Here is a 13,526-nt window from a genome sequence, read left to right as displayed (position 1 = left end):
AAATAATTTAAATTATGACTCAAGTAACTCCATCTATCATCAAAGATAGCATTACGACCATTGCAAACTACCCAAAAGCGGGCATTATGTTCCGTGATGTAACAACGTTAATGGCTGATCCTGCTGCATTTCAAGCAACGATCAATGCGTTTATTAGCGCTTATAAAGATCAAGGCTTTACTAAAATCATTGGTACTGAATCCCGTGGTTTTATCTTTGGTGCGCCACTTTCATATGCGCTTGGCATCCCGTTTATTCCTGTGCGTAAACCAGGTAAGTTACCACGTGCAGTGATCTCTCAAGATTACCAGCTAGAATATGGTGAAGATGTTTTAGAATTACACACCGATGCGATTGTCCCAGGCGATAAAGTGCTATTAGTGGATGACTTATTAGCGACGGGTGGTACGATTGAAGCGACTGCTAAGTTAGTGAATAAATTAGGTGGTCATGCGACAGATGCAGCATTTGTCGTATCGTTGCCTGAACTTGGTGGCGAGCAACGCATTGCGAAGATGGGGATTAAAATCCTAAAATTGGTTGAATTCGAAGGCGAATAATTAATGAGTTATCAAGTCCTAGCGAGAAAGTGGCGTCCACAGACCTTTCATGAATTGGTCGGTCAATCTCATGTGAAACAAGCACTTATTAATGCTTTAACACAAAATAGATTGCATCACGCTTATTTGTTCACTGGGACTCGCGGGGTGGGTAAAACCACCATCGCGCGAATTTTCGCAAAAAGCTTAAATTGTGATGAAGGTATATCGGCGCAACCTTGTGGCAAGTGTAGTAGCTGTGTAGATATTGAAACAGGTCGCTATATTGACTTGCTTGAAATTGATGCGGCATCACGGACGAAAGTTGAAGACACCCGCGAAATCCTCGATAACGTACAATACGCACCCACTCGTGGGCGCTATAAAGTGTACCTTATTGATGAAGTGCACATGCTCTCAAAGCACAGTTTTAATGCATTATTAAAAACCCTAGAAGAGCCACCTGAACACGTTAAGTTTTTACTCGCCACGACGGATCCGCAAAAACTTCCGGTGACGATTTTATCGCGCTGTTTGCAGTTTAATCTTAATGCGTTATCGCAAGCGGAAATACTCCAGCAACTTGAGTATGTACTAGGCGAAGAAAAATTAAGTTTTGAAACCCACGCCTTGCAAATTATCGCCAAAGCGGCTGATGGCAGTATGCGTGATGCATTGAGCTTAACCGATCAAGCGATTGCACAAACTAACGGCGATATTAAACATCAAGCAGTGCAAGCAATGCTAGGGTTGATGGATAACCATTATAGTCAGCACTTGTTGGTTGCATTATTAGCACAAGACGGCCCTGCATTGATGGCGCAAATTGAGCAGGTTGCGACTCAAAATCCAAATTATATTGCCTTGTTAGACGATCTTATCGGCCTGACACATTTAGCGCAATTAACCCAATTGGTACCTGATGCTGCCAAGTTGGATGATTACAACCGCGAATTTATCAGCGAAGTGGCGCACAGCTGCGACTCACAGCAAATGCAGATTTATTATCAATTGCTGCTCAATGGTAAAAAAGATTTACAATGGGCGCCTGAGCCTCGCTTAGGTTTTGAAATGATCATGCTGCGTTTATTGGCATTTCAACCTATTGATAACCAAAGCCTTGCCAGCGCAGCCTCGACTGCACCATCGGCTGATGAAAAACGCGCTCGTGCAGGCTCACTCAGAGATATTCTTAATAAAAATAAGCCAGTGGCATCAGCGCGTATTGATAACCAAGCCACATTGCCAGCGACTACACCAGCAACGATCACTGAAGAAGAAACAGTAGGGAATACTGACAGCCCCCAGGCAATGGCGCAAGAACAAGTCGATCCAGTTAACAGTGAGCCAGCTCACATGGCTGCAATTGCGCCACAATCGAGCAATATGCATGATGAGCCAGCGCATGATTCAGATGCAGAACTTGAGCAGCAATTAGCATCACAGTATGACGCTGTGATGAGTAACGCAGTAGAGCAAGGTTTTCATGCAGACAACACTCATCAAGCTGAGCAATATGTGCATGAACGCCATCATGACGTTGCGCAAAACAGTGCTGTATCACAGAGCAATTCATTGCCAGAGTATTCAGAGACCACGGATATTAGCCAAAAAGAAGCACAAGCGCAGTCTGCAATAGCCCGTATTTTACGGGATAGAAATATTTCCGGTGCAGGCACACTTTCTGGTGGTAAAGTATCAACACAGCCGCAAGTAAGCACAACAGCTGAGGTTGAGAGCAGTACACCAGTAAAAAAGTCACAGCCCCAGATAACGGGGACAGCTAGCCAGTCAGAGGTTAGTAGCTACACGCACAATAGCGTGCCAACTAAGCTGGTAAAGCCTGACTTTAAAGAGAAGCATCAGACCATTGTAGAAAATTTAGCCCCAGAATTACTGGAGCAAATTAATCCACAAAAAGTGCAGGCAGAGCCTGAGCCTGAAATAAATATTCAAGTACCGGATGATTTTCAAAGCCCGATCAGCGATATTCGTTTTGCGCATCAACAAGATGAATGGGCCTATTTAATTAAGCGGATGGGGCTTGGCGGGCGGATGCGGCAATTTGCTTTGCATTCAATTTATTCTAAACAGCAACAACAGTTGCATTTAGAAGTGGATGAATCGCAAAAACATCTAGATACCCCGATGTTAAGGCAAAAGCTTAGCGCAGCTCTTGCTGCTATTTATGAACACAATGTTGAGCTGACGATTAACTTTGCAGCAGGGGTGATTGATTCGCCATATTTAATTCAGCAAAAAATAGATGCAGGGCGTCACCAGCAAGCAATTGATGTGATCAACGGCGATGAAAATATAGTGCAATTACAGCAGCTATTTTCAGCAATTATCGACGAAAACAGTATTCAGGCATTGTAATTCACTGCAATAGCCCTTATCTTCATGGCAATTAGAAATAGAAAGAGAGAAAGTTATGTTTAAAGGTGGAATGGGTAACATGATGAAGCAAGCGCAGCAAATGCAAGAGCGCATGCAAAAAGCCCAAGACGAAATTGCTAACTTAGAAGTGGTTGGCGAAGCCGGTGCTGGTTTAGTTAAAGTAACTATGCTTGGTAACCACAATGTGCGCCGCGTTGAACTTGACGAAAGTTTAATGGAAGACGACAAAGACCTTATTGAAGACTTACTTGCCGCTGCCTGTAATGATGCAGTACGTCGTGTAGCAGAAGAAACACAAGAGCGTATGGGTAAAGTAACTGGCGGTATGCAACTACCACCAGGTATGAAAATGCCGTTTTAAGATAAAACATGCAACTTTCAGAGAGTTTAAACCAGTTGATAGAGGCACTGCGCTGTCAGCCCGGTATAGGTCCAAAGTCAGCCCAGCGCATCGCGTTTCATTTATTGGAACGTGACCGTAAAGGTGGCGCTCAGCTTGGTAATGCACTTATCAAAGCGATGACCGCAATTGGCCATTGCCAATCTTGCCGTACATTTGCAGAGCAGCCACAATGTGAAATATGTTTAAGTCCAAAACGCCAAGACAGTGGTATTTTGTGTGTGGTTGAATCACCTACCGATGTACTGGCGATTGAACAAACTGGCCAGTATAAAGGTTTGTACTTTGTCCTGATGGGGCATTTGTCACCTATCGATGGCATTGGTCCAAATGAAATTGGCCTTGATATTCTTGAAAGTAAGTTGCAGCAAGGTGGGATAAACGAGGTTATATTAGCGACCAACCCGACAGTTGAAGGGGAAACTACAGCGCATTATATTGCCCAGCTTTGTCACCGTTATAAGGTTGCTGCATCGCGGATAGCTCATGGTATTCCGGTCGGTGGCGAACTTGACTTGCTCGACGGTATGACGTTAATGCATGCATTTAGTGGCCGACGCGTGGTTAGTCAAAATTAACGATTAGACGTGCATTAAGTTAAAACCTGCATTAACGCCCGTTATGCAGGTTTTTGTTTTTATAGCTTGGTGGTAAAAGTTTGATCGTAATTTTTCCATTAACTGGGTAATCTATTTCTTAGTGGCTGGAGTCACTTTTTCATCAGTCAGGCTAATTTGTAAGGATCACAATGCAAGATAATAAAAAACCTCAGCGTGCTTTGCTAAAGAGTAAACGCTTTCTACCGCTTTTTGTCACCCAGTTTTTCTCTGCGTTAAACGATAATATTTATAAACAAGCGGTGCTACTGTTATTGATTTTTCAAACTGCAAATGTTGCAGATGGCGCTTTTTATGCTAACTTAGCGGCAGGCTTATTTATTCTACCGTTCTTTTTATTTTCAGGAATGGCGGGACAAATTGCTGAAAAAAAGGAAAAGTCAAAATTAATCCGCACCGTAAAACTTGCCGAAATTCCGATTATGCTAGTGGGCGCTGCGGCCATTTCAACGCACTCTGTTTGGCTGATGTTAACAACGGTATTTTTAACAGGGTTACAAAGTACCTTTTTTGGCCCGCTAAAATATTCAATTTTACCGCAGCATGTTGCCGCCGATGAATTAACCAAAGCTAATGGCCTTGTTGAATCAGCGACATTCGTGGCCATTTTGTTAGGCACCACGTTTGGTACGTATTACATTACTCAAACCTTGGGGCCAACGATTATTAGTGTAGTAATTGTTTGCTTGGCGGTTATTGGCTATCTGAGTAGTCGCTCAATACCGAACAGTGCGGCGAATGATGCTAATTTAGTGTTTACCTTTAATCTTTTTTCATCGACTGCAGGTTTGTTTAAAGCACTCAATGCCCAGACTGAATCAGTCGGAAAGTCCGTACTTGGCATCAGCTGGTTTTGGTTTATTGGCGCTATTATTTTAACGGCGCTACCAAACTATGTGAAATATGTCATGGTTGGCGATGAGCTGGTCGTCACCAGCGCTTTGGTGGTGTTTTCATTAAGTATTGCGATAGGATCGCTGTTGTGTGAAAAGTTGTCTCGCTCGCGGATAGAATTAGGTATTGTGCCGTTTGGCGCGCTGTTGATCACATTATTTTTGTATTTTCTGAGCCAAGAGCCTGCAATGAGCTTTTACCAGCAACCAAGCGAAGCATTATTTACACTTGAGCAAATACTGCATACCGGTGACATGTATTGGCATTTTATCTGGATGGCCGGCATTGGTATTGCGTCTGGTTTTTATACTGTGCCGTTGTACGCTTTGATCCAACAACGCACCGTCGAATCAAGCCGCTCACGGATCATCGCCGCTAATAATGTGTTAAATGCGTTGTTTATGGTCGCCAGTGCGGTATTAAGTATTGTCATGCTATCTATATTTGCATGGTCGATCCCACAGTTATTCTTGTTACTGGCAGGATTAAATTTACTGATCTCAGTGTATATTTATACCAAAGTGCCAGAGTTCTTCTTACGCTTTGTTATCTACTTGTTGACCATTTGCATGTATCGAGTGCGTACTAAAGGGGAGCATAATATTCCCAGTGAAGGCGCTGCTGTGCTGGTCAGCAATCACGTTAGCTTTGTTGATTGGATGTTTATTTTAGCGGCGTCACCAAGGCCTATCCGGTTTATGGTGTTTGCTCCTATTTACTATTCTCCGGCACTGCATTGGCTATTTAAAATGGCCAAAGCGATTCCCATTGACAGTGAAAAATCTAATCCGCAGGCGTTTCAACAAGCATTTGATGAGGTTGCAAAAGCATTAGCTAACGGTGAGTTAGTGGGGATTTTCCCTGAAGGGAGGCTAACTGGCGGTGGTTCGATTGCTATTTTCCGCCGTGGTATTGAACGTATTATACAACGTTCACCGGTGCCTGTTATTCCGGTGCATTTAGGCGGGTTATGGGGCAGCATGTTTAGTCGTAAAGCAAAATGGCGACTACCACGACTGAAATGGTCGCTGGTGGCTGTGACCGTTGGCGAGCCTATTGCTGCCAATGGCGTAACTGCAGATGAATTACGTGAGCGAGTGGTTGCCTTACAAGAGCAGTACGATAAAGGTGCCGTTTAATAGCGATTAAACGCTGATATAGCAAAGATATAAATTTAGCGCGCAACATTCAGTGGTGAATATTGCGCGTTAGTCTTGTGCTTAGTTGGCCACTAACTAGCAGCTAGCCACACACCAACCGCGATCATTAAACTGCCGGCAATGCGGTTCATCCATTTTATGTTATCACCTTGATTTAAAAATAATCGTAAACTTTTGCCGCCAGTGGCATAGAGCATCATACAAGTGAACTCACTGAGCATAATAATGGCGACTAACATGCTTAATTGTGGGGCTATGGCAGAGTCAATATTAATAAATGGCGGGAGCAGGGAAATCATAAACGCCCAGCCTTTAGGATTGGCAATCGCGGTGATAAACCCTTGTGAGAATAATGCTTGGCGAGAGACTTTTAATTTACTGTCTGCGCCTAATTTGATGGTTGCTTTTGCCCGCCACATCATCACCCCTATATAGATTAAATAGCCTGCGCCGAGCCATTTTAAGGCATTAAAAACCATTGGATAATTAAGCATAATACTGGCTACACCTGCGACGGCTGCAACAGCCACAATAGCAACGCCGAGTAACTCACCGATCATCATCCACATGGTTCTGCGTACACCAATACTCATCCCGAGCGTCATGGCTAAAGTCATACACATACCCGGTGTAATTGAGACAAAAAAGAAGGTCGGTATAAATACTCCCAGTACAGCTAGGTCGAGCATGTCAATATCCGTTATTTATATTTATAGAGCGCGCAATAGTAATGGTTTTGGAAAGGGTTAGAAACTAATTTGGGATGGTTAAGCGCAATCATGAGATTGTTAGCAGCCGCGATAAAGCTCCGATTACTTATCCGTAAGCTAATTGCGATCCCTACAGGGATGCAGCAGTGAACTTTTCTACCTTGATCACCAACACTTATTTGTAAGTGGGTTTTAACAAATATATTTTTGCTTTGTTGAGTGCTTTGAATTAGGATCAAATCAGTTTAAAACCAAGAACTAATGTCCTGTGCCTAGATTACTTATTGTTATTGCCTCCATGTTCCTAAGTTTCACTGCAACAGCAGTTGAAGTGACTGATCTATATCAAGATGTCTTAAAAGTGTCTGACAAATCCCGCGATGCTCGACTCAGCGCCAGCCGTGAAGCGTTACTTAACGTACTGGTCAAAGTCAGTGGCGATCCGAATGCGGATAAAAATCCAACCGCTCAGCAACGCAGTAAAGATATTTCAGAATACATGCTCAAATTTGAATACGACGAAAAAGCAGATGGTCAACTTAATCTCGTGGTGAAATTTGAGGCAAACAAGATCAATGCGCTGATCAAAGAACTTAACTTGCCACTGTGGGGAACACGTCGGCCACTCGTCGCAATTTGGCTAGCTATTGAAGATAACTGGCGTCGTGAACTGGTAACCCAAGAAAGCTATCCGCAGTTAGAGCAACTAATTTACAGCACCGCAGCGCGGCGTGGTTTGCCAGTGGTGGTGCCATTACTTGATTTACAAGACCGCGCATTGGTGGGCATTCCTGAAGTGTGGGGTAATTTTTCAGAGCCGGTAGAGCTGGCGTCTAGCCGTTACAGCGCCGAGCGTAGTATTACTGCACGATTATATAAACAGCCAAACAGCGAGGTATGGTTACTTGATTGGCGTTTCACTAACGACGAGCTGTTTGAAGCAAACCGAGTAACCGGTGATAAACAACAAGCAATCGCTTTAATGATTGATAGCTTAGCGGCAGGTTTGGCCAATGAATATGCGGTTGACCCAAATTCTACAACGCAGCTTGCCCAAGCGGTGTTTAAATTAAAAGGCACCAATAACTTTGTTGATATTGAATTGGCAAAGCGTCAGTTGCAAAGTTTAAGTGTCGTTACCCAAGTGACCATTATTTCGCGTACAGCAGAGATGGTTAGTTTTGCTTTAAATCACACCGGCAGTATGCATGATTTACAAAAAGCGTTAGAGCTGGACCGTGCGTTTAAGCCCTTTGTTGACCCGCGTGCTTTTTATCCTGTGGCAGCGCAAAACGACTTAGAGTATCAGTGGGTTGGTCTTTAATGCAGACAATGGAGCCGGTGCAAATGGCATTGCCGGTAACATTACCGGATGATGAGACCTTTGCCTCTTATTTTGGTGGCGAAAACTCACTGGAAGTGAGCCATTTAAAAAATGCATTTGAAAGTTTAGCGACCACATTTCAATATACTTATTTATGTGGGTTAGGGGATTCGGGTAAGTCACATTTACTGTATGCAACCTGTATTCATGCCCAAGAGCATGGTTTATCGACTATGTTGCTGTCTATGCGTGAAGTGATTGATTTTGGTCCTATGGTACTCGATGGCTTAGATACGCTTGATGTATTATGTATTGATGACGTGCACTTAGTGGCTGGTAACGATGCTTGGGAAAAAGCGTTATTTAATTTTTTTAATCGTTTCAATGAACCGGGTAAGTGCTTAGTCGTTACTGCTGATTTACTCCCTGACATGCTAAATATTAGCCTGCCAGATCTTGAATCACGGTTAAAATGGGGCACTACATTTCAAATTCGTTCCATGAGTGATGATGACAAAGCCGAAGCTTTAGTAAAACGTGCCAATATGCGTGGCCTTGAATTAAGCGATGAATGTGCGCGGTTTTTATTAACCCGCTTAAGCCGTGATATGCGTGCGCTACTTGATGTGCTTGATAAACTCGATCATGCATCGATGGCTGCACAGCGTAAATTGACTATTCCCTTTATAAAATCCACTCTAAAACTTTAGTTTTCTATGCAAAATCGTTTAACTTCCCATTTTGCTGGATCAGAATGGGAAAGAATTCAATAAGATTGGTATAAAGTCTAGAATCTAGCCTGTGCTTTCAGTTATCATTAGCTATTACTTAAAAGCAATCACCTCTGTGACAGATCAGGTATCGAATGAACTTAGAAAATATATTAGCGCAAGCACTTGAGGCGGTCGCCAGTGCCAGTGAAATCGCGCAGCTTGAAGATATCAGGGTTAACTACCTTGGTAAAAAAGGCGAAATCACTAACCTATTAAAAACCCTTGGTAAAATTGCCCCTGAAGAACGCAAAGAAGCCGGCCAAGTGATTAACCAAGCTAAGCAAGATGTGCAAGCTGCAATTAATGAAAAGCGTGAGTTACTGGCAAGCAAAGCGCTTGAAGAAAAACTTGCGGCTGAGACCATTGATGTAACTCTGCCTGGTCGTGTTATGCCAACGGGTGGTTTGCATCCGGTAACACGTACAATCGAACGTATTGAAAGCTTTTTTGGTGAATTAGGTTTTGCTGTTAAATCTGGCCCTGAAGTAGAAGATGACTTTCATAACTTCGACGCGCTAAATATTCCTGAACATCACCCAGCGCGTGCTGATCACGATACCTTTTATTTTAATCCAAAACTGGTTTTACGCACGCAAACCAGCGGTGTGCAAATTCGCACCATGGAAACTGAGCAACCACCACTGCGCATTATTTCGCCAGGGCGTGTATACCGTAACGATTACGACCAAACGCATACGCCGATGTTTCATCAGGTGGAAGGGTTAATGGTTGATACCGATGTAAGCTTCACCGAGCTGAAAGGTATTTTGCACGATTTCTTACATAACTTTTTTGAAGAAGACATGGAAATTCGTTTCCGTCCTTCATTCTTCCCATTCACAGAGCCTTCTGCGGAAGTGGACGTAATGGGCAAAGACGGAAAATGGTTAGAAGTATTAGGCTGCGGAATGGTGCACCCGAATGTGCTTAAGTCAGTAGGTATCGACCCTGAAAAGTACACCGGTTTTGCCTTTGGTATGGGGGTAGAGCGTTTAACCATGCTGCGTTATGGTGTAAATGACTTACGTGCGTTTTTTGAAAACGATTTAAAATTCCTTAATCAGTTCCGTTAAGAGTGAAGAAATAACATGAAATTTAGTGAAAAGTGGTTAAGAGAGTGGGTTAACCCTGCAATTGACACGCAGGCTCTTGCGGAACAGTTATCGATGGCTGGCCTTGAAGTAGATGGTGTGGAGCCTGCTGCGGCAAAATTTTCAGGCGTTGTTGTTGGTGAAGTGGTTGAATGTGGTCAACACCCTGATGCAGATAAGCTGCGGGTAACCAAAATAAATGTTGGTGGTGATGAACTGCTAGATATCGTCTGTGGTGCGCCAAACTGTCGTCAAGGTATTAAAGTGGCCGTTGCAACCGTAGGTGCAGTATTGCCGGGCGATTTTAAAATTAAAAAAGCCAAACTGCGTGGTCAACCGTCTCACGGTATGCTGTGTGCGTTCGTAGAGCTGGGCATTAGCGAAGAAGGCGACGGTATCATGGAGTTGCCACTCGATGCACCGGTGGGCACCGACTTACGTGAGTACTTAAGCCTTGATGACAACATCATTGACGTTGATTTAACCCCGAACCGTGGCGATTGCCTTGGTATTAAAGGGATTGCCCGTGAAGTGGGCGTACTTAACAGTATTGATGTTAAAGCACTAGACATTCCTGCGGTTACGCCAACAATTGATGACAAAGTATCGATTGAACTGGTAAATGAAGACGCCTGTCCGCGTTACTTAGGTCGGGTGATCAAAGGCATTAACCTAGACGCAGAAACGCCGCTGTGGATGGTTGAAAAACTTCGTCGTAGTGGCGTACGCTCTATTGATCCTGTGGTCGATGTAACTAACTACGTATTACTTGAACTTGGCCACCCAATGCATGCATTTGATTTAAGTGCCATTGAAGGCGGCATTAAAGTTCGTAGTGCCGATGCCGGTGAAGAGCTGGTATTACTTGATGGCAATACTGCAAAATTAAATGAATCAACGTTGGTTATTGCGGATCACAACAAAGCATTGGCGATTGCTGGTATTTTTGGCGGTGAGCAATCAGGCGTTACCGAGCAAACAACGGATATTCTCTTAGAAAGTGCGTTTTTCAATCCAGTTGCTATCGCAGGTCAAGCTCGCAGCTACGGCTTACACACTGATGCATCGCATCGTTATGAACGCGGTGTGGATTTTGCACTGCAACATGATGCAATGGAACGGGCAACCGCCTTATTGCTTGAGATTGTAGGCGGTCAAGCTGGCCCTGTAGTTGAAGCAGTTGCAAAAGATAAGCTGCCTAAGGTCACTGAAGTACGTCTTCGTCGTGCGCGTTTAGACCGTGTTATTGGTCATCATATTGATGATGCGAAAGTAACCGACATTCTCACCCGTTTAGGGCTTGATGTGAAAATTGTCGATGGTGTGTGGAGTGCAGATGTACCAAGCTACCGTTTTGATATTCGCATCGAAGAAGATTTAATTGAAGAAGTTGCTCGCGTATATGGTTACAACAGTATTCCAAACGTAGCACCAACCGCTAAATTAAAAATGACCACCCATAACGAAGCCAATATTGCAGTGAATAAATTTCGCAATACGTTAGTGACTCGTGGTTATCAAGAAGCGATCACTTACAGCTTTGTTGACCCTAAAGCACAGACTATTTTACACCCAGATAGCGATGCGCTTATTTTGCCACACCCAATTTCAATTGAAATGTCGGCAATGCGTGTCAGTTTGATGCCAGGGCTACTTGCGTCAGTAATGTATAACCAAAACCGTCAGCAACCACGTATTCGTTTATTTGAGCATGGCCTTAAATTTCTACCTGATGAACATGCAGAAAATGGCGTGAATCAAGTTGCGGTTATCGGTGGTGCTATTACTGGTCTTGCCCATGGTGAACATTGGCTTGAAGAAAAGCGCGCTGTTGATTTTTATGACTTAAAAGGCGACGTTGAAGCATTACTTGCATTAACCAATGATATAACGCGTTTTGAGATCAAAGCAGAACAATCAGATGGTTTACATCCTGGTCAATCTGCAGTGATTTATGTTGCAGGGAAAAAGGTGGGCTTCTTTGGTGCATTGCACCCGCAAGTACAAAAATCGTTAGATATCAATAATGCGACTTATGTATTTGAAATTGAAATGTCTGCTATTGAAAAAAGAAATTTACCAGAGGCAGTTGGGGTTTCGAAGTTCCCTTCAAACCGCCGTGACATCGCTATTTTAGTGGCAGATCAGGTGAAATCTGGCGACATTTTATCAGTGATAGAAAAAGTTGGCGGAAATCAATTGGTTGACCTAAACTTATTCGATGTGTATAAGGGCAAAGGTATTGAGCCAAATTATAAGAGTTTGGCGATTGCTCTAACACTGCAAGCGGTTGATAGAACGCTCGAAGAGAAAGATATCAATCTAGTAGTTGATAACGTGGTGGCCGCACTGGCCGAACAGTTTAATGCATCGTTGAGGGACTAGATATGGCGCTTACTAAAGCCGACATAGCTGAACACCTATTTGAAAAATTGGGGATCAATAAAAAGGATGCCAAAGATTTAGTTGAAGCGTTTTTTGAAGAAATCCGCTCAGCGCTTGAAAAAGGCGAGCAGGTTAAGCTCTCTGGATTTGGTAACTTTGATCTTCGTGACAAGAAAGAAAGGCCTGGCCGTAACCCGAAAACAGGGGAAGACATTCCTATTTCGGCGCGACGCGTTGTGACCTTTAGACCGGGTCAAAAGCTCAAAACTCGTGTTGAAGTTGGCACGAGCAAATAAATTAAAAAAGGCAGCGTAAGCTGCCTTTTTCTTTGCTACCGCGCAAATTTATCAGTAATGGCTGTTAACCTAAAATTCTCTTGGCGAGACAAACTGTCCTGATTGAATACTGTCATAGGTTTGCTGTGCGAGGGTATCTAATCCGTTTAAACTTTTCCCTGCGGCTGTGAGCTGCTGTTCAATCGGGAATATTTCAACATTGGTTATCCCAGAAAGTTGTGCGACTTTAGCAAACGTATAGGCGTGCTTATATTTTTCATGTTTATAAAATAAACTGATCAAGGTGGTGTAAATTTCAGGATTTGGGATTTGATCTGCTTTATTTAGCTCTAAGGTTTTATACAGTAAATCAATGGTTTTCTCTTCATCAAACTTAATATAGTAACTGGCTAAGAAAAACTGGATTTCAGCGTCTTCAGTCACGCTAGGATCGTTTTCAAGGGCTAGTAATTTAGTCAGTGCCGATTGGTTATTATTGCGTGACCATTGATAATACAATAAGCCTGGGTGATTGGTATTTTGGGTATCTTGATAAAGTCGCGTCATTTCTTTGATACTGGTTAAATGAGCTTCCACGCGGGAGGTGGTTTTTTCTTTTAATTTTATATGCTCAATTTTTGCTGCCAGCGAGACGCATTGACCGTATTTTTCAAAATCTTTTAATAGTAAGTATTTATTGTCATCAGTAGGGTGCTTGTATTCATGGTAACGGGCCATGATCACCTCGGCACGCAGTGCTTTACAGTGACTGTCTTTATTTAAATCATTACATAACCCCGGTGTATCTTCACACACCTTGGAAAGTGTTAAAGGCTCTTCACATCCAGTCAACGCCAACAAACTCAGTAAAACACTTGCTCTTAGCAACATCCTTTAACCCCATTTTAATAATTTCTTTATTATTCTAGCTTAATGAATTGCTCTCTAACAGTGGAGA

The 13,526-nt window shown here is 43.1% G+C and carries 12 protein-coding genes; 10 read left to right on the top strand and 2 right to left on the bottom strand.

The annotated features are described in order from the left end of the window. Positions 1-14: 14 nt before the first annotated feature. From apt to ACMVDV_RS06720, 5 genes are all read left to right on the top strand, one after another. Positions 15-560 (top strand): adenine phosphoribosyltransferase, encoded by a 546-nt coding sequence (gene apt / locus ACMVDV_RS06740; RefSeq protein ID WP_304184253.1) that lies wholly within the window; start codon positions 15-17, stop codon positions 558-560. Between the two features lie 3 nt (positions 561-563). Then, positions 564-2,918 carry a DNA polymerase III subunit gamma/tau gene (dnaX, locus tag ACMVDV_RS06735; RefSeq protein WP_416157612.1) on the top strand — a complete coding sequence of 785 codons (2,355 nt, stop codon included), beginning with the start codon at positions 564-566 and terminating at the stop codon, positions 2,916-2,918. A gap of 55 nt (positions 2,919-2,973) precedes the next feature. Beyond that, positions 2,974-3,300, top strand: a complete 327-nt coding sequence (locus ACMVDV_RS06730) for a YbaB/EbfC family nucleoid-associated protein (protein WP_304184249.1) — start codon at positions 2,974-2,976, stop codon at positions 3,298-3,300. 8 nt (positions 3,301-3,308) lie between these two features. Beyond that, positions 3,309-3,917 (top strand): recombination mediator RecR, encoded by a 609-nt coding sequence (recR, locus tag ACMVDV_RS06725; RefSeq protein WP_304184247.1) that lies wholly within the window; start codon positions 3,309-3,311, stop codon positions 3,915-3,917. Between the two features lie 170 nt (positions 3,918-4,087). Continuing rightward, the gene (locus ACMVDV_RS06720; protein WP_416157611.1) at positions 4,088-5,989 is read left to right on the top strand and encodes an MFS transporter; all 1,902 of its coding nucleotides are present in this window, start codon (positions 4,088-4,090) and stop codon (positions 5,987-5,989) included. 92 nt (positions 5,990-6,081) lie between these two features. Here the strand turns inward: ACMVDV_RS06720 and ACMVDV_RS06715 are convergent, their stop codons facing one another. Further along, positions 6,082-6,699: a LysE family translocator gene (locus ACMVDV_RS06715; protein WP_416157610.1), complete on the bottom strand. Its 618-nt coding sequence runs from the start codon at positions 6,697-6,699 to the stop codon at positions 6,082-6,084. A gap of 289 nt (positions 6,700-6,988) precedes the next feature. Here ACMVDV_RS06715 and ACMVDV_RS06710 point away from each other — a divergent pair, with 289 nt between their 5' ends. The 5 genes from ACMVDV_RS06710 to ihfA all read left to right on the top strand — a co-directional run bounded on the left by ACMVDV_RS06710 (position 6,989) and on the right by ihfA (position 12,589). After that, entirely contained in the window at positions 6,989-8,044 is a 1,056-nt protein-coding gene (locus tag ACMVDV_RS06710) for a DUF2066 domain-containing protein (RefSeq protein WP_416157609.1), read from the top strand. Then, a complete protein-coding gene (gene hda, locus ACMVDV_RS06705) occupies positions 8,044-8,754 on the top strand; it encodes a DnaA inactivator Hda (RefSeq protein WP_416159063.1) in 711 nt (236 codons plus the stop codon). Before ACMVDV_RS06710 ends, hda begins: the two co-directional genes overlap by 1 nt. Before the next feature lie 155 nt (positions 8,755-8,909). Next, entirely contained in the window at positions 8,910-9,890 is a 981-nt protein-coding gene (gene pheS, locus ACMVDV_RS06700) for a phenylalanine--tRNA ligase subunit alpha (RefSeq protein WP_416157608.1), read from the top strand. A gap of 15 nt (positions 9,891-9,905) precedes the next feature. Next, complete coding sequence (gene pheT / locus ACMVDV_RS06695) at positions 9,906-12,293, top strand: phenylalanine--tRNA ligase subunit beta (RefSeq protein ID WP_416157607.1); 2,388 nt, start codon at positions 9,906-9,908, stop codon at positions 12,291-12,293. Positions 12,294-12,295: 2 nt separating this feature from the next. Further along, positions 12,296-12,589, top strand: coding sequence for an integration host factor subunit alpha (gene ihfA, locus ACMVDV_RS06690; protein WP_016707763.1), 294 nt, complete (start codon positions 12,296-12,298; stop codon positions 12,587-12,589). 69 nt (positions 12,590-12,658) lie between these two features. Here the strand turns inward: ihfA and ACMVDV_RS06685 are convergent, their stop codons facing one another. Further along, positions 12,659-13,459, bottom strand: coding sequence for a DUF2989 domain-containing protein (locus tag ACMVDV_RS06685; protein WP_304184239.1), 801 nt, complete (start codon positions 13,457-13,459; stop codon positions 12,659-12,661). Positions 13,460-13,526 lie beyond the last annotated feature (67 nt).

The organism is Pseudoalteromonas sp. ASV78 (assembly GCF_047806705.1).
GTDB lineage: Bacteria > Pseudomonadota > Gammaproteobacteria > Enterobacterales > Alteromonadaceae > Pseudoalteromonas > Pseudoalteromonas prydzensis_A.
This window is presented reverse-complemented; position numbering and strand designations above follow the sequence as displayed.